This window comes from Marinobacter sp. EVN1, assembly GCF_000475375.1.
Taxonomy (GTDB): domain Bacteria; phylum Pseudomonadota; class Gammaproteobacteria; order Pseudomonadales; family Oleiphilaceae; genus Marinobacter; species Marinobacter nauticus.
Genome location: NZ_AXCB01000017.1, coordinates 1 through 26,654, shown reverse-complemented (window position 1 = coordinate 26,654; position 26,654 = coordinate 1). Strand labels below are relative to the sequence as shown.

The 26,654-nt window shown below is 60.0% G+C and carries 23 protein-coding genes; 20 read left to right on the top strand and 3 right to left on the bottom strand.

All coding sequences use genetic code 11. The annotated features are described in order from the left end of the window. Window positions 1-213: 213 nt before the first annotated feature. The 4 genes from Q674_RS29170 (at window position 214) to Q674_RS29155 (ending at window position 4,174) form a co-directional block, all read left to right on the top strand. Window positions 214-1,125 carry an NAD(P)-dependent oxidoreductase gene (locus Q674_RS29170; protein ID WP_023008691.1) on the top strand — a complete coding sequence of 304 codons (912 nt, stop codon included), beginning with the start codon at window positions 214-216 and terminating at the stop codon, window positions 1,123-1,125. Window positions 1,126-1,145: 20 nt separating this feature from the next. Further along, window positions 1,146-1,916, top strand: a complete 771-nt coding sequence (gene hyi, locus Q674_RS29165; protein WP_023008690.1) for a hydroxypyruvate isomerase — start codon at window positions 1,146-1,148, stop codon at window positions 1,914-1,916. 112 nt (window positions 1,917-2,028) lie between these two features. After that, window positions 2,029-2,709 (top strand): response regulator transcription factor, encoded by a 681-nt coding sequence (locus tag Q674_RS29160; protein ID WP_011787144.1) that lies wholly within the window; start codon window positions 2,029-2,031, stop codon window positions 2,707-2,709. After that, window positions 2,696-4,174, top strand: a complete 1,479-nt coding sequence (locus Q674_RS29155) for a sensor histidine kinase (RefSeq protein WP_014422975.1) — start codon at window positions 2,696-2,698, stop codon at window positions 4,172-4,174. The genes Q674_RS29160 and Q674_RS29155 overlap by 14 nt, the downstream gene beginning before the upstream one ends. A gap of 2 nt (window positions 4,175-4,176) precedes the next feature. On the opposite strand, the gene Q674_RS29150 is transcribed toward Q674_RS29155, so the two are convergent. After that, window positions 4,177-4,458 (bottom strand): hypothetical protein, encoded by a 282-nt coding sequence (locus tag Q674_RS29150; RefSeq protein ID WP_011787142.1) that lies wholly within the window; start codon window positions 4,456-4,458, stop codon window positions 4,177-4,179. A 281-nt stretch (window positions 4,459-4,739) separates the two neighbouring features. Between Q674_RS29150 and greB the strand changes: the two genes are divergently transcribed. Then, a complete protein-coding gene (greB, locus tag Q674_RS29145; protein ID WP_014422972.1) occupies window positions 4,740-5,255 on the top strand; it encodes a transcription elongation factor GreB in 516 nt (171 codons plus the stop codon). Window positions 5,256-5,371: 116 nt separating this feature from the next. After that, the gene (locus Q674_RS29140; protein ID WP_031210062.1) at window positions 5,372-5,818 is read left to right on the top strand and encodes a hypothetical protein; all 447 of its coding nucleotides are present in this window, start codon (window positions 5,372-5,374) and stop codon (window positions 5,816-5,818) included. A gap of 22 nt (window positions 5,819-5,840) precedes the next feature. On the opposite strand, the gene Q674_RS29135 is transcribed toward Q674_RS29140, so the two are convergent. After that, window positions 5,841-6,155, bottom strand: a complete 315-nt coding sequence (locus tag Q674_RS29135; RefSeq protein WP_023008688.1) for a site-specific integrase — start codon at window positions 6,153-6,155, stop codon at window positions 5,841-5,843. A 124-nt stretch (window positions 6,156-6,279) separates the two neighbouring features. Next, the gene (locus tag Q674_RS29130) at window positions 6,280-6,540 is read right to left on the bottom strand and encodes an acyl-CoA-binding protein (protein ID WP_011787138.1); all 261 of its coding nucleotides are present in this window, start codon (window positions 6,538-6,540) and stop codon (window positions 6,280-6,282) included. A gap of 272 nt (window positions 6,541-6,812) precedes the next feature. Between Q674_RS29130 and tssB the strand changes: the two genes are divergently transcribed. The 14 genes from tssB (at window position 6,813) to tssM (ending at window position 26,550) form a co-directional block, all read left to right on the top strand. Then, window positions 6,813-7,310 carry a type VI secretion system contractile sheath small subunit gene (tssB, locus tag Q674_RS29125; protein WP_011787137.1) on the top strand — a complete coding sequence of 166 codons (498 nt, stop codon included), beginning with the start codon at window positions 6,813-6,815 and terminating at the stop codon, window positions 7,308-7,310. 61 nt (window positions 7,311-7,371) lie between these two features. Further along, on the top strand, window positions 7,372-8,853 hold the full coding sequence (gene tssC, locus Q674_RS29120; RefSeq protein WP_011787136.1) for a type VI secretion system contractile sheath large subunit: 1,482 nt from the start codon (window positions 7,372-7,374) through the stop codon (window positions 8,851-8,853). A gap of 3 nt (window positions 8,854-8,856) precedes the next feature. Beyond that, window positions 8,857-9,294: a type VI secretion system baseplate subunit TssE gene (gene tssE / locus Q674_RS29115; RefSeq protein WP_011787135.1), complete on the top strand. Its 438-nt coding sequence runs from the start codon at window positions 8,857-8,859 to the stop codon at window positions 9,292-9,294. Between the two features lie 298 nt (window positions 9,295-9,592). After that, window positions 9,593-11,365 (top strand): type VI secretion system baseplate subunit TssF, encoded by a 1,773-nt coding sequence (tssF, locus tag Q674_RS29110; RefSeq protein WP_023008686.1) that lies wholly within the window; start codon window positions 9,593-9,595, stop codon window positions 11,363-11,365. Further along, window positions 11,329-12,345 (top strand): type VI secretion system baseplate subunit TssG, encoded by a 1,017-nt coding sequence (tssG, locus tag Q674_RS29105; protein ID WP_011787133.1) that lies wholly within the window; start codon window positions 11,329-11,331, stop codon window positions 12,343-12,345. The genes tssF and tssG overlap by 37 nt, the downstream gene beginning before the upstream one ends. Before the next feature lie 17 nt (window positions 12,346-12,362). After that, entirely contained in the window at window positions 12,363-13,673 is a 1,311-nt protein-coding gene (gene tagH / locus Q674_RS29100; protein WP_031210061.1) for a type VI secretion system-associated FHA domain protein TagH, read from the top strand. Continuing rightward, on the top strand, window positions 13,670-14,203 hold the full coding sequence (gene tssJ, locus Q674_RS29095; protein WP_011787131.1) for a type VI secretion system lipoprotein TssJ: 534 nt from the start codon (window positions 13,670-13,672) through the stop codon (window positions 14,201-14,203). The genes tagH and tssJ overlap by 4 nt, the downstream gene beginning before the upstream one ends. Further along, a complete protein-coding gene (gene tssK, locus Q674_RS29090; protein WP_014422964.1) occupies window positions 14,203-15,537 on the top strand; it encodes a type VI secretion system baseplate subunit TssK in 1,335 nt (444 codons plus the stop codon). The genes tssJ and tssK overlap by 1 nt, the downstream gene beginning before the upstream one ends. Window positions 15,538-15,540: 3 nt before the next feature. Further along, entirely contained in the window at window positions 15,541-16,362 is an 822-nt protein-coding gene (gene icmH, locus Q674_RS29085; protein WP_023008683.1) for a type IVB secretion system protein IcmH/DotU, read from the top strand. Beyond that, the gene (gene tssH / locus Q674_RS29080) at window positions 16,328-19,015 is read left to right on the top strand and encodes a type VI secretion system ATPase TssH (RefSeq protein WP_081698932.1); all 2,688 of its coding nucleotides are present in this window, start codon (window positions 16,328-16,330) and stop codon (window positions 19,013-19,015) included. The genes icmH and tssH overlap by 35 nt, the downstream gene beginning before the upstream one ends. A gap of 256 nt (window positions 19,016-19,271) precedes the next feature. Further along, a complete protein-coding gene (locus Q674_RS29075; RefSeq protein WP_023008681.1) occupies window positions 19,272-20,837 on the top strand; it encodes a sigma-54 interaction domain-containing protein in 1,566 nt (521 codons plus the stop codon). Further along, on the top strand, window positions 20,834-21,469 hold the full coding sequence (gene vasI / locus Q674_RS29070; protein WP_022991308.1) for a type VI secretion system-associated protein VasI: 636 nt from the start codon (window positions 20,834-20,836) through the stop codon (window positions 21,467-21,469). Before Q674_RS29075 ends, vasI begins: the two co-directional genes overlap by 4 nt. Window positions 21,470-21,480: 11 nt before the next feature. After that, window positions 21,481-22,929, top strand: a complete 1,449-nt coding sequence (tssA, locus tag Q674_RS29065; RefSeq protein ID WP_023008680.1) for a type VI secretion system protein TssA — start codon at window positions 21,481-21,483, stop codon at window positions 22,927-22,929. A gap of 27 nt (window positions 22,930-22,956) precedes the next feature. Beyond that, window positions 22,957-26,550, top strand: coding sequence for a type VI secretion system membrane subunit TssM (gene tssM / locus Q674_RS29060; protein ID WP_031210059.1), 3,594 nt, complete (start codon window positions 22,957-22,959; stop codon window positions 26,548-26,550). The last annotated feature ends 104 nt before the right edge of the window (window positions 26,551-26,654 follow it).

Here is a 26,654-nt window from a genome sequence, read left to right as displayed (position 1 = left end):
CGTTCGCGGTTGGTGGCGTTTTTGTTTGTATAATCCGCCTACTTATATTTATCTGAGCCTTGGGGGCGGAAGCGCTTGGGAGGGCCTTTCCAAAAAACGCTCCTTGCGGCACATCCCTGTGGCGCTTCTGCTCCGCCATCCGTGGCTCCGCAAATTTTTGGAAAGGCCCTCCCAAGCGCTTCGTCATTCCTCGTGCGTGTAGGAAGAACAAATATGACTCATATGAACCTTCGAATTTCTTTTCTCGGCATCGGCCTGATGGGCACTCCGATGACCCGTAACCTGCTGGACGCCGGTTTTTCCATGACGCTCTGGAATCGCACCACCAGCAAATGCGAGCCCTTTGCCAGCGAAGCGACGATCGCCGGGACGCCCGCCGAGGCGGTGGCGGAGGCCGATATCGTGATCACCATGCTGGAAAATGGCCAGGTGGTGGACGATGTGCTGGTAAATCAGGGCGCTCTGGCTGCGGTGAAGGTGGGTGCGCTGGTGATTGATATGAGTTCGGTGCAGCCTTCGCTGGCGCGACAGCATGCCGAGCTGGCCGCAGAGCAGGGGGTGGGTTACGTGGATGCACCGGTGTCCGGTGGCACGGTGGGTGCGGCCGAGGCCCGGCTGAGTATCATGGCGGGCGGTTCTGAAGCCGATATCGAGCGGGCTTTGCCGGTGTTCAGCGCGCTGGGCAAATGCACCCGCATCGGGCCGGTGGGGGCCGGTCAGTTGGCGAAGCTGGCCAATCAGGCGATTGTGGGTATCACCATTGGTGCGGTGTCGGAGGCGTTGTTGCTGGCCGCCAAGGGTGGCGCGGATCCGGCCGCCGTGCGGGAAGCGCTGATGGGCGGGTTTGCCGGCAGCCGGATTCTGGAACTGCATGGCCAGCGGATGATTGACCGGGACTTCGCGCCGGGCGCTCCGGCCCGCATCCAGCTCAAGGATATGCGTATGATTCTGGATGAGGCCCGCTCGGAAAATCTGACCCTGCCGCTGGCCCAGCAGGTGCATAATGAATACCTTGCCCTGGTCGCCAATGGCCACAGCGATGTCGATCACAGCGGCCTGTTGCTGGAGTTGGAGCATCTGAACGGCTCCTTGATGGGTTCCCTGGGCCGAGGCCCCAAGCACTGAATTAACCGGAGAAATCTGCCATGCCCCGTTTTGCTGCCAACCTGAGCATGCTGTTTACCGAAGTGCCGTTTCTGGAACGTTTCGCCCGGGCCCGAAGTGCCGGGTTTCATGGTGTGGAGTATCTGTTTCCCTATGAGTGGTCGGCAGAACAACTGGCGGAGCGGCTTCAGAGCAACGGGCTGGAACAGGTACTGTTCAACCTGCCGCCCGGCGACTGGGCAGCAGGGGAGCGAGGCATTGCCTGTCTGCCGGATCGCATTGAGGAGTTTCGCGCCGGTGTCGAGCAGGGCATTCACTACGCCCGGATGCTGGGCTGCAAGCACCTGAACTGTCTGGCAGGTTTGAAGCCCGAATCCGTTGCCGAGGAAGAGGCCTGGCAGACCCTGGTGGCGAATGTGCAGTACGCAGCCGACCGCTTAGCCGAAGCAGGTTTGACCCTGTGCCTGGAAGCCATCAATTCGCGGGTGGATATGCCGGGCTTCATGCTCGATACCAGTGGCAAGGTGATGGCGCTGATTGAGGCGCTGGAGGCAGACAACGTGCGCCTGCAGTACGATCTCTATCACATGCAGATCATGGAAGGGGATCTGATTCGTGGCATCGAATGCCTGTTGCCCTGGATTGGCCACATTCAGTTCGCCGACAACCCTGGCCGGCATCAGCCGGGAACCGGGGAGATTAACTTTTCGAATGTTTTCTCGGCGATAGACAGACTGGGTTATGGCGGCTGGGTGAGCGCAGAGTACAGGCCTACCGGGGCGACAGAGCCGTCTCTGGGCTGGTTTTCTTAGGCAAACTGACCGTCGCCATAGGCGACACCCTCTTACAAGATCGTAACTGGCCGGTTCCCGGAGTTCTTCGTACCCTTGTTGTTAATGTTTTCCGCTATCAGGAGGAGCACCGGTGAAAGCGCTGGTAATCGAAGACGATCGGGATGTAGCAAATTATCTGCTAAAGGGACTGAGGGAATCCGACTTCGTGGTGGATCATGCGGCCGACGGCAAGGAAGGCATGATGATGGCGGCCAGTGAAGAATACGACATCATGATTGTCGACCGGATGTTGCCGGGTATGGATGGCCTTTCCATTATCAAGACGGTACGGGCCACGGGCAACCAGACGCCGGTGCTGATTCTCAGTGCTCTGGGCGATGTCGATGACCGTGTCGAAGGGCTGCGTGGCGGTGGCGATGACTACCTGACCAAGCCGTTTTCTTTCACCGAGCTGTTGGCGCGCATCGAGTCACTGATCCGGCGTAACCGTCAGGCGGCCGAGACCGAGACCGTACTGAAAGTGGCGGATCTGGAGATGGACCTGCTGGCTCGCACCGTAAAACGAGCCGGCCAGAATATTGATGTCCAGCCCCGGGAGTTCAGGCTGCTGGAATACCTGATGCGTAATGCCGGGCAGGTGGTTACCCGTACCATGCTGCTGGAGAAAGTGTGGGATTATCACTTTGACCCCCAGACCAACGTGATCGACGTGCATATCAGCCGTCTGCGCGCCAAGATCGACAAGGAATTCGATACACCCCTGCTGCAGACAGTGCGGGGGGCGGGATACATGTTACGTGAAACTGCTTAGTCAGCTCAGAACATCGTCTTTCCAGCTTGCCCTGCTGTATATGGTGGTGTTTGCCACCTCGGTGTTTCTGCTGTTGGCATTTATCTACTGGCGTACAGCCGGGTTCATGACTGCCCAGACCGACGAGACCATTGAAGCGGAAATCGCCGGCCTGGCGGAGCAGTATCGCAGTCGTGGTGTAAATGGTCTGATCACCATCATCCGGGAACGGGTGGCCAGGGATCCGAATGCCAAGTCCATTTACCTGTTGACCACAGACGACTTTCTGAAACTGGCTGGGAATATTGAAACCTGGCCAGAGGGCAGCCGCTCGTCTGACAGCGGCTGGATCAATTTTACCCTGAATCCCTCCGTTGGCTGGCAGGGCCCCGAGCGCCTGGCCCGGGCCCGGATCTTTGAGGTCCAGGGTGGTTTGCGCTTGCTGGTGGGGCGCGATGTGGATGACCTCACCAACCTCAAGCGGGTGATTGAAACTGCCATCAACTGGGGTATGGGAATCACCCTTGCCCTGGCGCTCCTGGGTGGCTTCCTGATGAGCCGAAGCACCACTCGCCGCATTGAAGTGATCAACAACACCTCTCGCCGGATCATGAATGGGCACCTGTCCCTCCGGATTCCGACCCGTGGGACCGACGACGATTTTGATCAACTGGCCGAAAACCTGAACCAGATGCTGGACCGGATCGTGTATCTGATGGAAGGCATACGCCATGTTTCCGACAGCATCGCCCATGATCTTCGCACTCCACTGACGCGACTGCGTAACCAGCTCGAAAACACGCTGATTACGGTCGACAATGACGAGGCGCGCGAGCATGTCGGGCAGGCTGTGGCGGAGGCTGACCAGCTGCTGGCCACCTTCAATGCCTTGCTGCGCATCGCCCGGCTGGAGACCCGGGGCAACTCGGCCGACATGAAAGTGGTGGCGCTGGATGAACTGGTCAGCGATGCCTGTGAACTCTACGAGGCCCTTTCCGAGGACAAGGATCAGAGTTTCTCTCAGGAACTTGAGCAAAATGTCCGGATTGAGGGAGACCGGGATCTCCTGTTCCAGATGATCAGTAACCTGATCGACAACGCCATCAAATACACGCCGGAGCATGGTGCCATCAAGGTGGTCGTTCGCCGGGACGGCGGCGGAGCGGTGTTTGAGGTTCAGGATTCCGGTATCGGTATTCCGGATGATGAGAAAGACCAGGTTTTCCAGCGCTTCTACCGGGTTGGCAAGAGCCGCTCGTTACCGGGCAATGGTCTGGGTCTCAGCCTGGTGTCGGCGGTGGCGGAGATTCATCAGGGCCAGATTCTGCTGAGTGATACCCATCCTGGTGAAGACATGCCGGGCCTGACCGTGACGGTCCGTATGCCAGCGTACACCGCCGTAAAAAAGCGGATCAAGGCCACACAGTCTGAGAATGGTGGTTCAACGGAGGAGGGTCGCTCCTCCGCAGAACCCGGCACGGCCTGAGATTACTGGCTGGCGCGAAAGCGGTTGATACGGCTCAGGACAGGGCCAAGTACCGCGTCGGCCCGCGACTCGACCTGCTGGCTGATATGATCAAACTGCGAGCGACGACGATCCACCTTGGCCTGAATACTGTCCCATTCGCCTTCCAGGTGCTTCTGTTCGGCCATCAGAAAGGCCGCAATATTGTGGCGATTGACGCGGCTGGTGATGCCCAGTTGGTCCAGCCGGAAACCCAGGCTATCCACCCCTTCAAGTGCCAGATTCATCAGTTTCTTGGTATCCATTAGCATATCTCCATGCAGAAAAGATCAAGTGTCATTGTCGGCCACGCTAATCCTTGGCGCTAGAGTGTTCAACCTAGATTGCGGAACGGATGCCTTGCCAAAAGGTAATCGCATGGCCACAGGCAGGTAATGGTCAATGTGCAGAATAGAGGGTGTAGATGCGGAAGCGGGCGGATGATCTGCTTGCTTCCCCCTCCAGCACAGCGCTAGCCTTATACCCCGTGATTCACGGGGTTTTTTTTGCCCTTCCGAAATGCATTGCTTCTTGAACCAGGACACCCATGGCCAACCAGACGCCTTCAGGCAACAACCGGCCGCGCTATATCACCCCCGAAGGTGAACAGGCGCTCCGGGATGAGCTGCAATTCCTATGGAAAGTGAAGCGACCAGAGGTTACCCAGGCAGTACGTGAAGCAGCTGCCCTGGGGGACCGGTCCGAGAACGCCGAGTACATCTATGGCAAAAAGCAGCTTCGGGAAATCGACCGTCGCGTACGCTTCCTCAGCAAGCGGCTGGATGAGGTCTCGGTGGTGGATCGCCTGCCAGAGGACCGGAGCCGGGTATTCTTTGGTGCCTGGGTGACCATCGAGGATGAGGACGGCAGTGAGCAGGAGTATCGAATCGTGGGTGCCGATGAATTCGATCTCGAAAAAGGCTATCTCAGTATCAATTCTCCGCTGGCCCGCGCGCTCATTGGCAAGCATCTGGATGACGAGGTATCGGTGAGAACCCCTGAGGGCTGGAAGCAGGTGGTGATTACCGATATCCGCTACCAAATGGCCTCGAACGACAAGTGAGTGCTGTCACAAAACTGGCTTTTGCCTGGGCAAAGCGTCATTTTTGGCGATAGACTGATCAAATATTGTCACCCGTCAGGGCAAATGGATGATCGGCTAGGGTTGGGATGAACGCCATGAACGTCAGGAAACAGACAGAGGAAAAACGAGCCGGGGCAGCGTTGCTGGCGTTGCCGTTGATGCTGCTGACGGTCTTGCCTGCCTACGCCCAGAGTGACGATGACGCCGCGTTTGAGTACGAAGAGCGCTCCACTATCGACACCATTCCGTTTCGCTCAGTCGCGGAAGAGGAGCTGGCCAATACTGTGATTGAGGGTGGGCTGGCAGCGCCGGCGGCCGGGGTACCGGTGCAGCAGGCAACGGATGATGATTTCTATCTGGACCCGCTGGCCCTGCAGCCGAGAGACCCGCGAACCGATCTGGGCCGTTCCGAGATTCCCGTCGAGATCCGTTTCAGTAATCCCAAAGTGATACCGGGCCAGAGCCACGGCAACAATTACGTGATCCGGCCACCCGAGAACCGCACCTACGATACCCTGAATACCAATCTCACTGGCCGTTAATCATCGGCCCTGCTGCCCGGGCTCAGGCAGCGGCTGAATCTGCAGCAGCAGTGGGCCTGCCGAGCACATCTTCGTAGAAAAAGCTCAGAGCCTGACTGGCCTGATTCAGTCGGGCCCGGGATACCCGGATCTTTTCACTCAGATAGGTCAGGAACAGTTTCTGATCCTCTTCGGCCAGGTTGTCCGGATCCTTAAGATCATGAAACAGCACAAACCGGCTGATCCAGTGCAGATAGGTTTGCTCGGCGCGTTGATTCAGTTCGCGTTTGCGGATGGCGGCCTGTACCTGGCCAATCATGCCTGGGCGCGATTGCTCCAGAGCCTCGGTAATGTCCATGGTGTTTACTCGTTCAAAAGCTTGTTTTTGTTATGTTGCGCGCATCATATGACAAACGTTTGAACGGCGCAAAATTTTGGCGGGTGCGGTGCCCCGCGGCCGGAGTGGCGGCGGGGCAGGGGCGTTACTTCAGGGATTCGAGTTTGTCGATGTACTGCTGCATGGCGTCATCGCTGGACATGCCCTTGAGTTTCTCCCAGGCGTCGTACTTGGCCCGGCCAACAAAATCCATCATGCCCGGACGCTTGCCGCTGACATCGCCTTCGGTGGCCTGCTTGTAAAGGGCATAGAATTCCAGTTTCAACTCGTTGGAAGGTTTGAAGTCGCCTTCCGCGGTCTGGATGTAGTTTACCGCTTCTTCGAATTTCGCTTTCAGGTCACTCATGTTGTGTCTCCGTGGTGTTGGTGGTTTTTTTCCATTCAAGTATGCCGGCAGTATAGCGACGGGGCTGGTTGGCGTCATTGACCGAAATAGCGGTTTTCCGGTCGCCCTGGCAATCTGGCAAAAGTTTGCCCAAGCACACATTTTGAGCCATCGCTGGCCAATTTTTGCTTGAGAACCCTGGGTGACCTGTGTACAGTTTTACGCGTTGTCTGCCAGGAGGGCAGACACCAAGGATCGATACAATTGCAAATGACTTGCACAGGGAGCACGCCATGTCTGCCAAAGACGGTTCCGTTGCGCCGAAAGAGCGCATCAATATCAAGTATGTCCCCGCCACAGGCGATCAGCAGGCCGAAACCGAACTACCACTGAAGATGTTCGTGGTTGGTGATTTCAAGGGTCACGCTGAAGAAACCCCCATTGAAGACCGTAAGGCCATTTCCGTCGACAAGAACAACTTCCGTTCTGTCATGAAGGAAGCGGGTCTGACGCTTTCCACCAGTGTTTCCAACAAGCTCGAAGACGGTGCCGACGACCTCCCCGTGAATCTCGAATTCCAGGGGCTCGAAGACTTTTCTCCGGACAGCATTGCCCGCCAGGTCCCTGAGCTCAAGAAGCTGATTGAGCTGCGTGAAGCCCTGGTTGCCCTCAAGGGCCCGTTGGGCAACGTGCCTTCGTTCCGTTCCAAGCTGCAGGAGCTGCTGGACAACGACGACGCCCGGGAAAAGCTGTTGGCTGAACTTGAGCTGGCCACCGACGGCGGCGAGTAATCGCAACACCGGAACCCGGTAACCTACACCGATTATCAATCACGTACTGAAGGGATGTGGTATGTCTGATACTGCTGTGCAGCAATCTGCTGCCTCCGAATCCGTAGCAGAAGGCTCTCTGCTTGACCAGGTCATGGCCAACAGCCGTATGGCGCCGGCCGATGAAGGCTACGATGTTGCCCGTAAAGGGGTGGCCACGTTTATTGCCAACCTGCTGAAGAGCGATGAAAAAGGCCAGCCGGTCAACAAGGCGCTGGTCGACCAGATGGTGGTCGAGCTGGATCGCAAAATCAGCGCCCAGATGGATGAGATTCTGCACGCGCCCAAGCTGCAGGAACTGGAATCGTCTTGGCGTGGCCTGAAACTGATGGTGGATCGCACCGATTTCCGCGAGAACATCAAGGTGGATATCCTCCATGCCACCAAGACCGAACTGCTGGAAGATTTCGAATTTGCTCCGGACGTGACCCAGACCGGCTTCTACAAGCACATTTATGCCGCCGAGTATGGTCAGTTCGGTGGTGAGCCGGTGGGCGCGATTGTCGGCAACTACGCCTTCAGCCCATCAACGCCGGACATGAAGCTGCTGCAGTACGTGTCGTCGGTTGGCGCCATGTCCCACGCGCCGTTCCTGTCCTCGGTTGCACCGTCGTTCTTCGGCGTCGACAGCTACCAGGAACTGCCGGCTATCAAAGAGCTGAGCGCCGTTTTCGAAGGGCCGAAATACGCCAAGTGGCGTTCCCTGCGGGAATCTGAGGATGCCCGTTACCTGGGCCTGACCGCACCGCGCTTCCTGCTGCGGGTGCCTTACGATCCGACTGAAAACCCGGTGCGCAGCTTCAACTACAAGGAAGATGTCTCCGGTGACCACGAGCATTACCTGTGGGGCAATACCTCCTACCTGCTGGCCACACGCCTGACCGAGAGCTTTGCCAAGTACCGTTGGTGCCCGAACATCATTGGTCCACAGAGTGGCGGTGCGGTGGAAGATCTGCCGGTGCACACCTTCGAGTCCTTCGGTCAGCTGGAAGCCAAGATTCCGACTGAGGTACTGATTACCGACCGTCGCGAATACGAGCTGGCGGAAGAAGGTTTCATCGCCCTGACCATGCGTAAAGGCAGCGATAACGCCGCGTTCTTCTCCGCCAACTCGGTGCAGAAGCCCAAGCAGTTCCCGAACACCAAGGAAGGCAAAGAAGCGGAAACCAACTACAAGTTGGGTACCCAGTTGCCGTACATGATGATCGTGAACCGCCTGGCCCACTACATCAAGGTGCTGCAGCGAGAGCAGATCGGCTCCTGGAAAGAGCGTCAGGATCTGGAGCGGGAACTGAACACCTGGATTCGCCAGTACGTGGCCGACCAGGAAAACCCGCCTGCAGACGTCCGCAGTCGCCGCCCCTTGCGTGCCGCGAAAGTGGAAGTCTCCGATGTAGAAGGCGATCCGGGCTGGTACCAGGTCTCCCTGGCAGTGCGTCCGCACTTCAAATACATGGGCGCCAACTTTGAACTCTCGCTGGTTGGCCGACTGGACAAGGATTAATCCGTGTTCGGCGGCACCGGCACTGACGGCGTTCGCAACACCGGCAGCCTGTTTGAACGGCTTGAACAGGCTGCCGCTCCTGCGGGCCAGAGCATGGGGGAGTTCACTCATGTGGTGGAATCCATCAAGCGCCACCTGGTGCGACTGCTGAACGCCCACCCGGGCAACAGCAGCAGCGCACCGGATCTTGGCTTGCTGGATTTCAACGACGCCACGCTGGGCACTCATGACCTGAGCATCCAGATTCGCGGGGCCATCCGTCAGTGCATTGAGAAGTTTGAGCCGCGGGTTAAGCGGGTGGATGTGGTGGCTATGCCACCGGGCCCGGACCCGTTGCAGTTGAAGTTCCAGGTGACGGTCTACCTGAACGTTGCAGGAAGCGATGATCGGACGACGATAGACCTGGTTTTGGATGATAAGCGGTACTACCGGGTTGTTTAGACTTGGTGGCTGGAGGAGATGGGGACACTTTTCTTCTGGGAAAAAATAACTCGCTTTGCTCAGACATCTTTTTTCCCGCCAGAAAAGTGTCCCCATCCCCTCCGGCAAACCTGAGTGGAATGCGGCCGAAGTTTTTGAAGGCAGGTATGAGAGTCAGGGTGTGGGTAGTCTTTCCAAAAGTGTGCGGAGCCATGGATGGCGGAGCCCAAGCGTCTCATGGACGGGCTAGAAGCGTCTTTTGGAAAGACTACCCACATCCTGGCTCGGAGCCAGACCGAGCAGTCAAGGTGCAGTAAACATGAAGTTAAACAGGTTCTACAGGGATGAGTTGAGCTTTCTGCGGTTGCAAGGCAGGGAATTTGCCGAAGCCCACCCGCAGCTCACCCGCTTTCTATCCGAACAGAGCACCGACCCGGACGTAGAACGGCTGCTGGAAGGCTTCGCCTTCCTGACCGGCAAACTGCGGGAAAAAGTTGAGGACGAGTTTCCGGAGCTGACTCATTCGCTGCTGAACATGCTCTGGCCCAATTATCTGCGGCCAGTGCCCAGCTGCACCATCATGCGCTTTGATCCACAGCTGCATGCCATCAGTGAACGTCAGGTTGTTGATCGTCATACCGAGATCAAGAGCCGCCCCTTGGGCGACGCCAGCCGCCAGACCCAATGCCGGTTCCGCACCTGCCGGTCGGTGGATATTTTTCCGATCAGTGTGGCCGAGGCTAATGCCGAGCACTCACGGGAAGTTTCCTCCGTGACCGTAGACCTGGCGCTGCATACGGACCAGCCACTGAATGGCATTGGCCTGGAAAATCTGCGCTTTTACCTGGGCGGCGACAACCACACGGCAGAGACTCTGTATCTGTGGCTGAACCATTACCTCAGCCGTATGGAACTGGTGGTGGGCGACCGTGTGGTCAGCCTGCCTTCATCCCTGTTGCAGCCGGTTGGCTTTGCGGCAGATGAGGCGATCCTGCCTTACCCCAAGAATGCTTATGCCGGCTACCGGATTATCCAGGAGTACCTGAGTTTCCCGGAGGCCTTCCGGTTTGTTGATATCACCGGCCTGAAATCCCGGTTGCCAGCGGTGCAGGCTGATGAGATCAGTCTGCGTTTCCACTTCAGCCGGATTCTGCCCCCGGACACCCGGGTAACCCGCGACTCCATGCAGTTGTACTGCACTCCAGCGGTTAATCTGTTCAGCCACGAAGGCGAGCCGGTAGACCTGAACGGTCGCCAGACTGAATACCGTATTTCACCCTCCAGCCGCTGCCCGGAACACTACGAGGTGTTCAGTATCGAGCAGGTTGAGGGCTGGCTGGAAGGTCGTTCCGGTAGAGGCGAGCCGCGCATCTACACGGCGTTCGAGAGTTTCCAGCATGAAGTGGAGCGAGATCGCGGCCGTACCGCCCTGTACTACCGGGTACGTACCCGGGAGAGCGTGCGTGGTGATGGTTTTGATCACTACATTTCCTTTGTTCGCGGTGATGAAACCGAATGTCTGAATCGTCAGGAAGCGGTCTCGCTCACGCTCACCTGCACCAATCGCCAGTTGCCACAACAACTGGCGGTCGGGGAAGTGTGCATGGCCACCGAGAGCACACCGGCCTTTGCCGCGTTCAGCAATATCACGCGCCCGACGGCGACCCTGCGGCCGACCCTGGATGGCAGCCTGTTGTGGACGCTGATCTCCAACCTGTCATTGAACTACCTGTCGATGCTGGATGTGGATGCCCTGCGCACCGTGCTGCGAGTGTATGACTTCCGGGCCCTCGTCGACCGACAGGCTGAGCGGGTGTCCCAGAAGCGGCTGGCGGGTATCACGGGCATCACCACCAAGCCGGTTGACCGCATGATTCGCGGGCTGCCGGTGCGCGGTATCCGCTCAGAGCTGCAGCTGGATCAGCATGGGTTTGCCAGTGAAGGTGACCTCTACCTGTTCGGCACGGTGTTGAGCCAGTTTTTTGCGCTTTACGCGAGTATCAATGCGTTTCACCAACTGGAAGTGGTGAATACAGACAATCAGGAACGGTACACATGGACGTTACAGCAAGGTCAGCAGCCGCTGATGTAGCCGGGCTGGAACCCGTTCTCGGCAACGCGCGGCGATACAGTTTTTTTCAGCTGGTGGATCTGATTCACCGGCACCATGGAGACGACCTGGAGCGTGGCGGTCACGATGAGCCCCGCCAGGAACGCATCCGATTCTCGGCCTCGGCCGGCCTGGGGTTTCCTGGCAGCGATGTGGTGTCGGCGCTGTCGCCGGAGCATGAGCACGCCCCCTATCAGATGGAAGTCAGCTTTCTGGGGCTTCACGGCTCCCAGTCGCCACTGCCCGGTTATTACCTGGAAGATCTAGCCTGGGAAGCGGGGCAGAATCTCGGTGTTCGTCGGCATTTTCTCGATTTCTTTAATCACCGGCTGGTGACCCTGTTCCATCGGGCCTGGCGCAAATACCGGTACTACATCCGATTCCAGCCCGGGGCCAGCGACGGTTTTTCGGAACTGGTGTTTGCCCTGACCGGTTTGGGCGACAGTCGGCTGCGGGAAGCGACACCGGTGAACTGGTCCAAGATGCTGGCCTATGCCGGCTTGATGGCGGGCCGGAGCCGGTCACCGGAAGTGGTCAGCGGTATCATCGGCCACTGCTTTGACCTGGACGACGTCAGCATCGAACAGTGGGTACTGCGCAAAGTGGACATCGCCCGGGATCAGCAAACCTCGCTGGGCAGGGCCAACGCCACCCTGGGCGAAGACACGCTGGTGGGTTCGCGCATCCGGGATCGCAGCGGCAAGTTCATTCTCCGGCTGCGCAATCTGACTCGGCAGCGGTTTGCGGATTTTCTGCCCAATGGCCGGGATCACCAGCGCCTGGTCAAACTGGTGGAGTTCGCTACCCGGGAGCAGCTGGCCTATGACCTGGAGCTGCAAATGCGGCCCAAGGATATTCGCCCCATGCAACTGGGCGAGGATGTTCGCCTGGGCTGGAATTCCTTCGTAACACCGGATCGGGCCCGTGAGCGTCCGGCGGTGCGGATACAGATCAGACGTTAGGGCAGGGAGCCGGAGACGTGGCACAACAAGCAGCAGAACTGACATTAGTGATCACCAACCCGACGGAAACCGGTGGTGGCGCCAGCATTGAACATAGCTTCGGAACCCGTGGCGGTTCCATCGGCACCGCGGCCAGCGATAGCTGGCAGCTTTCGCCTCACCGTACCGGCGCTGTCGCCGGCCATGCCGAGGTGCGTTACCTGGACGGTGGCTTCTGCCTGATTGATCGCAGTGGCCGGACCTACATCAACAGCAGCAGTCAGCCTGTGGGACGGGGCCGTCGTGCCCGACTGAGCCACGGCGACACCGTGACCATAGGCCGCTACCAGATACGGGCCGAACTCTCCGGCGTCCCGGCGGCTGTCGGTGAAACCGAACACGACGCACGCGAAGATCATGGTCTGGTGGATGCGCCCGAGAATGGTTTACGGCATGCCGCCAACGAACAGAGCCGGCCTGAAGGTCGCGAGCCTCTGGAGGGTTTGCAGCCGGCAGCCGGCGATCCGGTCAGCTGTGATCCGCTGGCGCCCTGGCAGCAAAAACCGGCGCGCCCGGACGAGGAGGCTCCCGAGCTGCTGGCCAGCGACCAAGCCTGGTTTGCCCGTTCGGCTGAGGTTAGCGATGAGTACCGGGAGAACCGGGATGTGGCCATGGGTCTGCCGGTCACCCCACAACGCGAGCATAAGGAACGACAGGGAATGTCCGAAACGACACGAAACATGCGGGAGGTCAGCCGCCAGCACATCAGTGGTGCACCACTGCTCCGGGGGCTGGATGCGGATATTGATTTTGCCGACAGCGACGAAATGCGGCTGTTTCTGGAGGAAGCCGGCCAGACCCTGAAGGCAACGGTGGAAGGATTGCTGGCGCTGCATCAGGGCGAAGACAGCCGTCACCAGGCGCTGCGCACCCGCTTGCAGCCCATCGAGGACAACCCGCTGCGGCTGGCCAACGACTATCCGGACACCATTCAGACCCTGTTTGCCGCCCAGCGCAGCCCGGTGCATCTGTCGGCCCCCGCCGCTGTCCGTGAGAGTCTGGAAAGCCTGAATCACCACCAGCAGGCCACCCGGGAAGCCATTCGCGAGGCGCTGGAAGCCATTCTGCACGCCTTCTCACCGGAAGCCTTGTTGCGCCGGTTTCACGGCTATCGCCGTGGTTTGCAGGACAACGAAGACGAGGGCCGCTGGGCCTGGGATATGTACCAACACTATTACCGTGAACTGAAATCCAGTCGTCAGCAGGGTTTTGAACGCCTGTTCCAGGAAGTGTTCGACCAGGCTTATGACCAACACTTGCGCCAATTACAGAGGGAGAAACTGTTGTGAAGTACTGCAAATGGAGCTTGCTGGTTGTTGCTTTGATTCTCGCGGGGTGTAGCACCCCTTACAACGCGGTGACCAAGACCGCCAAGGTGCTCTGGGATCCTGATATTCCTGTTGGCTACCCGGAAGATCTGCCCAGCCGGGTGGATCTGACCATGCTGGCGGAACCGAACGTGAACCCGAACGAATCCCTGGCGCCCACCCCCATTGCGTTTCAGGTGATTGAACTGCGGGACAGCTCGCTGCTGATGGCGGGCGATTTCGACCAGCTGTTGAACGACCTGGAGGACTCTCTGGGCCAGAACTACGTGGACCATAGCGATTACAGCCTCGTGCCCGGCCAGTTCAAATTTGTCGAGCCCTTTGAGGTCAGCACCGACACCCGCTACATCGCCGTGATCGCCTTCTACGCCTACCCGAACCTGTCCCAGTGGAAAAAAGTGGTGAAGGTCGACCCGATTGGCGGACGGTATCACCTGCTGGTGAACCTGCGCGAACGTGAAGTGCAACTCAGACGGTCGGATGAAAGCTAATGGCAGTCACGAATCGAGTGGTCTGGAGTGATGGGTTGTTCATCAAACCTCAGCACTTCCAGCAACAGCAACGCTATCTGGAACACCAGATCAACGAACGGGCTCTGGCCGTCTCGGACTATCTGTTCGGGTTCAGTGATCTGGAGCTCAATGCCGAATACCTGAGCTTTGGTCGGGTCGGACTGGTGCGGGCCTCTGGACTGTTTCCGGACGGAACCCGGTTCAACCTGCCCCAGGACGATGTGATGCCGGAGCCGCTGGAGATCACCGATGCCTCGGTGGCCAACCAGGTGGTCTATCTGGCTTTACCTCTGGGCAGCGATAGCCTGGCCGAAGTCGAATGGCCGGAAGCACCCGTGGCCGGCCGGTTCCAGGCGCAGCCGGTGGAAGTGCGGGATCTGCATTCCATTGACGGCGATGCTCACACTATCGATGTGGGGCGGGTGGCTCCGCGCCTGATGCTGGAGCGGGAAGACCGCAGTGCCTATGCAGCACTGGCCATTGGCCGGATTCTGGAAAAGCGCCCCGATGGCAGCCTGGTAATGGACCCGAACTTCCTGCCGACCATGCTCAGCGTGCGCTCGGCGCCAAGGCTTCAGCGCTTTGTCGGTGAGATGGCGGGTTTGATGCAGGAACGGGCCCGTAACATTGCCGAACGGGTGGGCGCGCCCGGGCAGGGTGGTGTCGCCGATGTCTCGGATTTCATGCTGCTGCAAATGCTGAACCGGGCGCATCCGCGTTTCATGCACCTGGCACGGCTGCGTCAGCTGCACCCGGAGCGTCTGTACGAAGCGCTTCTGGAGCTGTGTGGCGAGCTGGTCACCTTTACCGATGAAAGCCGTTTGCCGAGGGAATTCACCCCTTACGATCACGATCTGCCGGAAGGCTGTTTCAGCCCGCTGATGCAGATTCTGCGGCAGGCGTTGAGCACGGTCCTGGAACCCCGGGCGCTGTCGATTGCCCTGCAGCAGCGCCAGTATGGACTCACCGTCGCACCGGTTCAGGATGGCCAGTTGATGAACGACGCCGAGTTCATTCTGGCGGTCAAAGCCGATATGCCACTGGACGACCTGCGCAAACAGTTTGTTCAACAGTGCAAGGTGGCCTCTGTGGAGAAGATTCGGGATCTCATCAGCCTCCAGCTGCCGGGTATCCCACTGTCGGCACTTCCGGTGGCCCCGCGTCAGTTGCCCTACCACGCCGGTTTTGTGTATTTCCGATTGGACGATCAAAGCCAGGCCTGGCAGATGCTGGACAACGCCAGTGGATTTGCCTTCCACGTGGCGGGCAGCTTCCCGGGGCTGGAGATGCAATTCTGGGCAATCAGGAGCTAAATCATGGCAGATGCACCGGTAATGGACAGACCAGACAACACCAGGGATTCGGGTGATCGTGCATTCAGCGACCTTTTGTTTGCCGATAGCGGCGCCGGCCAGTCGCCGGTTGAATCCGATGACAGCAGCTTCCAGCTTCGTGGCCTGGAAGATAACCGGCTGATTGACGCCGCCACCCCGCTGCTGGGACTGGTTATTCGGGTGCGGCGACTGGCGGATTTCCGCGAGGTGGAAACCCTGTACCAGCAGGTAGTGGATGAAGTCGCCGCCGTTGACCGGGAACTGGTGGAGCAGGGCTATGAGCGCCCGACGGTGGTGGCCTACCGCTACGTGCTTTGCGCCTTTATCGACGAGGCTGTGCTGGGTACCGACTGGGGCGCCCACAGCGTCTGGTCACAGCATTCGCTACTCAGCCGATTCCATAACGAAACCTGGGGTGGCGAAAAGGTGTTTGCCATCCTGGCCCGCATGGAAAAAGAGCCGACTCGTTACCGGGACATGCTCGAGTTCATCTATCTGTGCCTGTGTCTGGGTTTTGAGGGTCGCTACAAGGTCATGGAAAACGGTCGGGACGAATACGAACAGGTGGTTCGTGGCCTCTATGACCAGCTTCGCGAACTGCGTGGCGACCGCGACAGCCGGCCGCTGGCCGATGCCACGGAAAACCTGATGCCGGCCCGCAACCGCCTGCGCAGCGGCCTGCCCTTGTGGGGTATTGGTGGCCTGTTTGTGGCGGCCATGGCCGGGATCTATTCGCTCTATAACATGGCGCTGAACGAACGCATCAGGGATGTGCTCAGCGTTCTGGAACAACTACCGAAATAAGGACATCACTGTGATTCGGGTAGAACTGCCGGCGCTGATCGGGCGCCTTAACGACATTTCACGCCAGGCTCTGGAAGCCTCCGCGGCCCTGTGCATCAGCCGTCAGGGCGCCGAGATTACCCCGGCGCACCTGCTGTTCAAACTGCTGGAAACGCCGTTCTCGGATGTGCGCCAGATCCTCGAACACACCGGCATCAACCACCAGCAACTGCAACCCGTGGTGGGTGACAGCCTGAACGGCGAACCTCAGACCGCCGAACCGTATCCGTCGTTCTCGCCGCTGCTGGTAGAACTGATGCAGGACGCCTGGCTGCTGGCCTCGACCGAACTCGGCCATACCGAATTGCGTTCCGGCGCGGTGTTCCTGGCCCTGCTGATGAATGCCGATCGCTACTTGATGCCTCGGGTGGCGCAGGCGCTGGTGGACATCAACCGGGAACAGCTGCGCAAGCAGTTTGATCGGGTAACCAAGGGTTCTGTGGAGCGTCCGCAGCTGATGGAAAGCGGTGGGGCCAGGCCAGCGGTTGAAGCCGATATGGACCCGCTCAAACGTTACGCCACCGACTTCACCAAGCTGGCCCGGGAAGACAAACTGGACCCCGTGGTGTGTCGCGATGCCGAGATCGATCAGATGATCGATATCCTCTGCCGTCGCCGCAAGAACAACCCCATTGTGGTGGGCGACGCAGGCGTGGGCAAAAGCGCCGTGGTGGAGGGCCTGGCCCTGCGCATTGTTAACGGCGACGTGCCGGACCGCCTGAAGAACGTCGAACTCTGGACCCTGGACATGGGTGCCCTGCAGGCCGGCGCCTCGGTGAAGGGCGAGTTTGAAAAACGCCTGAAGGGCGTGATCGAAGCCGTGAAAGGTTCGGCGACCCCGATCATCCTGTTCATCGACGAAGCTCACACCCTGATCGGCGCGGGTAACAGCGAAGGTGGCTCCGACGCAGCCAACCTGCTGAAGCCAGCCCTGGCCCGTGGCGAACTGCGCACCATCGCTGCCACTACCTGGCGCGAGTACAAGAAATACTTCGAAAAAGACCCGGCTCTCAGCCGCCGGTTCCAACCGGTGGCACTGGACGAGCCAACGCCGGGCGAAGCAGTCCACATCCTCCGTGGCCTGCGCACGGTCTATGAAAAAGCCCATCAGGTACTGATCGCCGACAGCGCCCTTAAAGCCGCCGCAGAAATGTCCGCCCGTTATCTGGCCGGTCGCCAGCTGCCGGACAAGGCCATCGATGTTCTCGATACCGCCTGCGCCCGGGTCAGCCTGAACCTGAGTACACCGCCACGCCGTCTCAGCCATGTGCGCAGTGAACTGCACCAGCTGGCCATGGAACAGGAGCTCCTGAGCCGGGAACACACGCTTGGCCAGAACGTGGATGCCGAGCGCGAACAGGCCCTGGAACAGAAGATTGCCGACCTGACCGCCGAATCCGGAGCACTGGAACAAAGCTGGAATGACCAGAGGGAGCTTGTTGCCCGTCTGGTCGAGATCCGTGAACAGCTGTTGGTGGGGGATGTCGAGCGCGAAACCGCAGATGACGTTGCTGTTGAGTTGGCCGAGAGCGATCGCGAAGAACGCCCGGACCTGAAAAGCGAAGCCTCCGCCATCGAACAGGAACTGGCTGAACTCCAGGCCGACGAACCGTTGGTACACGCCCGGGTGGATGCCCGCCAGGTGGCCGAAGTCATCGCCGACTGGACCGGCATCCCGGTTAATCGCATGACCACCGACGAGCTGGAAAAAATCACCCACCTGCCGGCATACCTGCAGGCCCACATCAAAGGCCAGGACACGGCCATCGACTGCCTGCATCAGCACCTGCTCACCGCCCGCGCCGACTTGCGCCGGCCAGGTCGCCCCATGGGCGCCTTCCTGCTGGTAGGCCCCAGTGGTGTGGGCAAAACCGAAACCGTGGTGCAACTGGCTGAACTGCTTTACGGCGGCCGCCAGTTCCTCACCACCATCAACATGTCTGAATACCAGGAGAAACACACTGTCTCCCGCCTGATCGGCTCGCCCCCAGGCTACGTCGGATTCGGAGAAGGCGGCATCCTCACCGAAGCCATCCGCCAGAAGCCTTATTCCGTGGTGCTGCTCGACGAAGTCGAAAAAGCCCACCCGGAAGTGCTTAACCTGTTCTACCAGGCTTTCGACAAAGGCGAACTGGCCGACGGTGAAGGCCGGTTGATCGACTGCAAGAACGTGGTCTTCTTCCTGACCTCCAACCTCGGCTTCCAGACCATCGTCAACCACGCCGAAGAGCCGGAGAAGATCGAAGAGGCCCTGTACCCGGAACTGGCCAACTTCTTCAAGCCGGCATTGCTGGCGCGGATGGAAGTGGTGCCCTACCTGCCGCTGGGTGAAGACACTCTCAACCGCATCGTCGGCGACAAACTCCAGCGCCTGGCTGACCAGATTCAAACTCGTTACCACACCGAGGTGGAACTGGAAGACGGCCTGGTCGAAGCCATCCGCAGCCGCGCCACCAGAAGTGAAAACGGCGCGCGGATGCTGGAGTCGATCATCGAAGGCGAACTGCTGCCACCGGTGTCGCTGGCGTTGCTGGAAAAACTGGCGGCCAGGGAGCCGGTGACGAAGGTGAAACTGGGTGTGGAAGAAAACAGATTTACAGGAACCGTCGCTTAGCCTGGAGGCCTCCTGAATCGTAGTGCACCGTGGGGTTGAGCTTTCCAAAACCCTGCGGAGCCATGGATGGCGGAGCGGAGCCTACAGGGATGTATTCACGGCGTGTTTTGGAAAGCTCAACCCCACGGTGTGCGGGCGGCGAGCGATGAGGGAGCGTACAAGGATGTATTCACAGCGTGTTTTGGAAAGCCACCCCGCAGGATGCGCGGGCGACGATCTCCTAAGTAATTATTCTGGGAATGAAAGCATGGGAAGGATGCAGAAGGAACTGCACACCGGCATCGATCTGGCGGTGGCACTGATCAAACAGGACACATTGCCAGCGCTGTTGAACACCGCCACCCGCCAACTCGAAAGCGCCTTCGGGCTCAGCAAGTGCTGGGCGCTGGAACTCGACCTCAGCGGCCGGACCCTGCACTGCAGCAAACTGGACGAAGCGGGCGAGTTTGATTGTAACGACTTCAGCCACCCCTTTGCCCACGTGCTGCAGACAGGCCAGCCGCGGGAACTCACCCGTGCTGCCAGCTATCGCCTGGATCATGCCGGCTTCCAGACGCTCCTGGAACTTAGTGGCCGCCCAAGAAGCTTCTGGCTGGAGCCATTAAAGGGCGAAGATGGCCGCACCCTCGGCATGCTCGTGTTGTGCGGCGACCATCCTGACTGGCAGGGCATCGTTACGCAGCCACTGTACAGCGGCCTGAAGCAACTGCTGGTGCATCAATGGATCAGCCAGCTGCAAACCCGTGACCAGGTGTGGCAACGGCGGCTGCTCAAGCGCTCCCTGGACCACCTGCACGATGCCGAAAGCCTGCGCCAGCGCTGCAGCCAGTTAGCCTATACCCTGGTTGGCAATTCCGAAGCCATGACCCACCTCCGGGCCCAGGTGGTGCGAGCGGCTGGCAGCCAGCTGTCTGTGCTGATTCAGGGCGAAACCGGTTGTGGCAAAGATGTAGTGGCCCGGGGCATCCACGATATGTCCGACCGTGCCAGTGGGCCTCTGGTGGTGGTCAACTGTGCCGCCATCCCGGACACCTTGCTGGAGAGTGAACTGTTTGGTCACACCAAGGGTGCCTTCTCCGGTGCCGACCAGGCCAAAGAAGGCCTGCTGGCCCAGGCCAACGGCGGCACCCTGTTTCTGGATGAGATTGGCGATATGCCCATGGCACTGCAATCCAAATTGTTGCGGGTGCTGGAAAGCCGACAGTTCCGGCCATTGGGCGCCAGGGAAGAGCAACATTCGGATTTCCGCCTGGTGGCGGCCACCCATCAGCCGCTTCAGGAGGGCATTGAGGATGGCCGGTTCAGGCGTGACCTGTTCTACCGCCTCAGCCAGTTTCCCCTGCGCGTTCTGCCACTGCGGGAACGCAGTGAAGATCTGGAAGCGCTCAGCCGTCACTTCATCCGGCTCTACACCGAGCGCGAGGGCAGTGGCCCGCTGGGCATCAGCAGCCATGCCCTGAGTGCGCTGGCCGACTACCACTTCCCGGGCAATGTCCGGGAACTGCGCAACATCATCGAACTGGCCTGTCTGCAGACCCCGGCCGGTGACGACATTCAGCCGGAAGTCCTGCGCCTGGACGATCTGTTTGCCGACTCCCCGGAGTCGACCATGGCCTTCGTGGAAGCCAAAACCATCCCGGGCGTACCTCCGGCCGATGATATCCGCGACCTGAAAGCCGCCGCCCAGGCCTTTGAGGCCGCCATCATCCGCGAACGTCTGCGCCAGTATGGCGGCAATCGCGCCCAGGCCGCGGAAAGCCTGGGCCTGCCAAAACGCACACTGGCCCATAAATGTCTGAAGTATCAGGTAACCGACGTATGACCCTGAAAGACCTGCACCGATTGCCCTTGATGGTCCTGTTGCTGGTGAGTACCAGCAGTTGGGCCGATACCCGCCTGGCGGAAGCCCGGGCCTGCACTGAACAACCGAACCGGCTGGAACGTCTGGCCTGTTTTGATGAGGTGTTCGGTACGCCGTTGGCGCAGTACGAGGCCGGCCAGCATCCGGCATTGGTGAACCAGTCGGAGCGCTGGCGCCGGGTGTTTGCACAGGCCAGCGGGAACGATGCCGGCGGGGTGGTCTATCGCGACACCGGCAGCGCGGCGGGTCATCTGGTGACGGTGACCGCGCTCGGGGTAAAACCTCCACGCCCGGTGCTGTCGCTGCAGTGCCACAACAACATCACCGAGCTGGCCATCATGCTGCCGGAGCCACTGGATCGCGAGCGAGTGGACGTAACTCTGGGGCCCCATCGGGCACACTGGCGGGTTCGGGATGAAGGTTTGGTGGTCAGCGCCGGTCGCGGCCTGCCCGCTATCCGCACCGTACTGGATGTGGTCAACCAGCCGGATGTGCGCCTGCAGGCGGGGGTTCGGGAGCTTGATGGCCTGCTGTTTGACCTCAACGGCTTTGCTGAGGCGATCAAGCCTTTGCGCCAGGCCTGTGGCTGGTAAGGAGTGATGGCATGCAGGTGATTGAACAGCATCCTTACGTGGATCAGGTACTGAACCCGATCCCGGGTGACACCGGGGTAGGCGAAAGCCTGGCTGAAGACAGCACGCTGGAGTTTCTCGAAGACGAGATCATGAAAGTGGGCTCGCTGGCCCACAACGACATCGACTGGCACAAGGTTGAAAGCGAAGCACTGAAACTGCTGGCGGATCGCAGCAAGGACATCAAGGTTCTGGGTTTTGTCATGCTCAGCCTGCAACGTGGCGGCGATGGTGAACGGTTTGCCTTGTCGCTGTACCTGCTGCATCGGGTGCTGGACGACTGGTGGGAAAACGCGTGGCCCTATCCCGGTGCCAAGGGGCAGCGGGCTCGCAAGATGCTGTTTACGCAGATGCTGCAGCGGGCCCTTAAAGCGGTTGAGAGCCTGAACTTTGATGCCAGCGTAGGAGATGGTCGTCAGTTCTGTCTGGATCTGGTTGAGAAACTGGATACCCAGGCCAAAGACCGGGATTTACCTGACGACGCCCTGTTCGACCTGAAGCGGGCCGTGGAAAAGCTGCCCAAGCCGGACCAGGCCACCGCGCCCCGGACGGCGTCTGAAAACACCCCGACAAACAAACAGGAGAGCACGGCCAGCTCATCGCCCTCCAGCTCGGCCAGTTCCAACACTACGGCCGCGTCGCTGGGCAATCTGACACTGGACCCGAGTAACGAGCGTGCGACCCGGCAGAGTCTGCTCAAGGTCGCCGAGCTGCTGACCAGCAGCGAACCGGACAACGCCCTGGGCTACCGGATGCGTCGGTATGCCATTTGGCAGAGTATCACCAGCCTGCCGCCAACCCGGGATGGCAAGCGCACAGATCTGGCAGCCGTCAGCGCAGACCGGGTGGCCGAGTACAAGGAAGCTCTGGAGAAAACACCGGACCTGGAACTGTGGCAGCGCATTGAACAAAGCCTGTCGGTCAGCCCGTTCTGGCTCGATGGCCACTGGCTCAGCGCCCGGGCGGCCATGGCCCTTGGCAATACCGATTGCGCGGAGGCCATCCGGGAAGCCCTGAAAGCGTTTGTCGACCGCCTGCCGCAACTGGCCGAGCTCACCTTCAACGATGGCACACCGTTTCTCAGTGACGATGGTGCTGATTGGTTGCACACAGCCCCGGCGGCTGGCAAAGGAACGGGCGCAGGTGCCAACCCCTGGGAGCAGGCATTCGACGGTGCGCTTGAGCTGGTGCGGCAGAACAAACTGGCTCCGGCCATGGAACTGCTGGAGCAGGGTCTGGCCGATGCCCGGGAGCCGCGCGAGCGCTTCTACTGGCGCCTGTCCACGGCCCGGCTGCTCAAGGAAACCGGCCTGAAAGCCCTGGCCGCCGAACAGATTCAGGATCTGAAAAACCAGATCCAGGGGCGGGTTCTCGATGACTGGGAACCGGCTCTTATAAAACAACTGGAACGACTGGCGTAACGCCCGCAAGACGCAACGAACGCAGGAATGGAAACCATGTGGAGAAAAGCATTACTCATTGGTCGTTGGCTTCTGCCCTACATCCGCAGCGCCGCCCCCGTCACCCTGGCTCTGGGGGTGATCGCCCTGCTGGTAGCCACCTGGTGGCTGGGGCCACGCCTGGAAATCAACGGCGACTACCCGTTGATGGCCTGGCAGATGCGTGCTCTGGTCACCCTCGGTGTGGTCCTGATGGTGGTGATGGTCTGGGGCACCATGCTGGCCCGTCGCCTGGGCAAAGTGAACAAAGCCAAGGCCGAGGAGCAGCGGGAGCAGGAAGACCCGATTCTGCCCATGGAGCGTCGCCAACAGCGGCTGCTGGACCGCCAGCTGCAGGCGTTGAAAAGCAATCTGCCGGGTCGCAAGGGCCTGTACCGTCTGCCCTGGTATCTGGTGATGGGCCTGGAAGATGCCGGTAAGACCAGCCTGATTCAGCGTGCCGGGCAAACCTATACCCTGACCAACGTCACCCGTAACAACCGTGGCGACCGTAACCCGTTCAGTTTTGACTGGTGGATTGGCGACAACGGTGTCCTGATCGACCCGGATGGCGAACTGTTGAGCCAGAACCAGGGTGAGGGCGCCACCGGCGAAATCCAGAGCCGGCTGTGGAACCACTTTATCGCCTGGCTGGAACGCAGCCGGCCCCAGCGGCCGCTCAATGGCGTTATCCTGGCTGTGGATCTTGCGCGCCTGAGCGCCGCCAACGAACAACAGCGTGAAGCCCACGCCATTCTGCTGCGCACCCGCCTGCGGGAGCTGATGGAACAGCTTGGGTCACGGCTGCCGGTGTATGTGACCTTCACCAAGATGGATCTGATGTACGGATTTGCGCCGTTTGTCCGTACTCTCAGCAAGGCGGAGAAGGACAAGGCCCTGGGGTTCACCTTCAGGCTGGACGGCCAGCAGGATCAGGACCAGTGGCTGGAACAGTTTGCCGAGCGTTACGCCGATATGGTGGATGAGCTCACCGAACGCCTGCCGGACGTGCTGGCCAACACCCGTGATAACGAAGAACGGGCGGCGGCTTATTCGTTCACCCGCCAGTTGGCGGGCCTGAAGCCGGCCATGGAGCAGTTCCTGACGGATTTGCTGTCAGCGGATGCCTTCTCCACGCCGGCACTGGTACGCGGCACCTACTTCACCTCGGTGTTGCAGGAAGGTGTGCCCGAGGACGCCTTTGTCTCCGCTGCTGCCCGGAACTACCAGATGTCGGACCCGATTCAGCCGGCCCAGCGTGGTGGCCAGTCTGCAAGTCTGTTCACCAAGGGGCTGTTCCCCGAAATCATCTATCCGGAGGCGGGCCTGGCCGGGGATAACCGGCGGGTGGTGCGCCAGCGTCATCGTCGGGTGGCCGTTGCCGCCGTGGTGGCCCTGGCCGCCGGTGCGGGCATGACCGCGGGCTGGCAGCATTATTTTCTCCAGAATGCCGAAGCGGCTGCCCAGGTGGAAAACCGGGTGAAAAGCTATCTGAACGACTGGCAGCCGGTTGGCTACGAGCCGGACACCACCGGCCGTAATCTGCTGCAACCGCTGGATGAGCTGCGGGATGCCACGCTGGCCTTCGGCGATTACCGCAAGGAGTGGCCGCTGGTGACAGACATGGGGCTGTACCAGGGGCACAAGGTGGGCCCGGAAGTGGATAAGGCCTACCTGAACATGTTGGCCTATCAATACCTGCCTGCGCTGATGTTTGGCGTGATGGAGGAAATGGGCCAGGCCCCGGATAACAGCACTGAGCGGCTCGAACACCTGCGCGTGCTGCGGATGCTTTACGATGCTAGCGGCCGCCGTACCGACATCGTGTCCGGATACATGCGTGAATACTGGCAGGCCCGTTTCCCCGGCCAGCGCGATGTGCAGAATCGCCTGTATGGACACCTGCAATACGCCATGGCCCACACCGATCTGTCGGACCTGGCTGCCAACGGCGACCCAACCGCCACTATGGCTCTGGCGCCCTTCCGCAGCAGTGTTGAATGGGCACAGCACGAACTTGGTCGTATCAGCACCTCAGACCGCGTATACCGCGAGCTGGAGAACGAGGCCAGCCGTGATTTCCCGACCCCACTGGAACTGGCCCGCAGCTCCGGCCCGGCGTTCTCGACCGTGTTCACCCGCCTGGACAGTTACGGCGAACCGCTTGCCGAGGATGTGCCGTCTGCTGAGGATCCACTCTCGATACCAGCGTTGTTGACCCGGGAGGGACTGGAAAAATGGTTCCTGCGGGAATCCGGATCGGTCACCGAACTGGCCTTGATTGACGCCTGGGTGCTGGGCCGAAGGGATGATGTTGATTTCAGCAAGGCCGATGAAGCCGAACTGCTGGCCAGCCTGCAAACGCTGTACGCCGAGCACTATGCCGAGGCCTGGCGCACAGCGCTGAGCCGGCTGGATATCCATCGGTTTGAGGATCTCAACCACGGCGTTCGTATTCTCGACAGCCTGACCAGCGGCCATCAGCCACTGGCCCGATTGCTGGCGCAGGTGCGGGAAAACACTCGCCTGATTCCGGTAGGTGAAGGCGAAGCGGAAGCCGCACGCAAGTTGCTTGAGCAATCTCCCCATTACCGCATGCTGCAGGACATAGAGCGCCAGTTCAGCGACCTGAACCAGCTTACCCGCAAACAGGGTGAGGAGCCGTCTGGGCTGGAGGAAGTCATGCTGGTGGTGGGTGAGCTGCATGAATACATGCGAAACATCCAGGAATCCCCGGATACCGGCAAAGCCGCCCTCAGTGCCGCTCGTGCCCGCATGGGCCTGCAGGGCGCCGACCCTATCTTCACCCTGCAGCGCATGGCCGGCCATCAGCCGGAACCCCTGAACCGGATACTGAACCGCCTGGCCACCGAAAGCTGGCGCGTGGTTCTGGACAGTGCGGTGGCCCAGTTGGAGCGTGACTGGTATCGCGAGGTTTACCAGCCTTTCCAGCAGAACCTGGCCCGGCATTATCCGTTTACCCAGGGGGCAGGGCGTGATGCTGCGCTGCAGGACTTCGAGCGCTTCTTCGCGCCGGACGGTATTCTGGAGACTTTCTACAACGACAACCTGAAGCTGTTCCTGGAAGACCATCCGGAACATGTGGGTGATGCCCGCCGGGCCAGCCTGGTGCGACGGGACGTGGTTGCTGCGCTGGACCGTGCCCGGCAGATTCGCCAGGCGTTTTTCACCCGCAGCGGTACGCTGGATGTGGAATTCGCGCTGGAACCCCTGAACCTCAGCAACAACAAACGTCGCTCGGTGGTGAATATCGATGGCCAGCTGGTGGAGTTCTCCCATGGCCCCAGCCAGAGCATTCCGCTGGTATGGCCGAACACCTTGCGGGACACCGTGGAGAGCCGGGTAACGCTGGTGCCGATCCAGGTTAACCGATCGCCCCGGAGCATTTCCGAAAGTGGTCCCTGGGCACTGTTCCGGTTGTTGGGTAAGGCGGACATCACCGGTGTCAGCAGCAATGCGGTGGACGTGAAGTTCACGGTGGATGACGGGGAAATGCGTTATCGCCTGCACGCGGCCAGCAATACCAACCCGTTCACAGAGCAATTGCTCTCAGGGTACCGCATACCCCGCAGCTTGTATTAAACTGTGTTCCGTCGCCCGGGTATGTGTGCCCGGGTTGGCGGGAGCCGGCACCCGGATGGCGCAGGCTGAAAACGGATACATTCAATCTTCAGGGATCGAAGTCA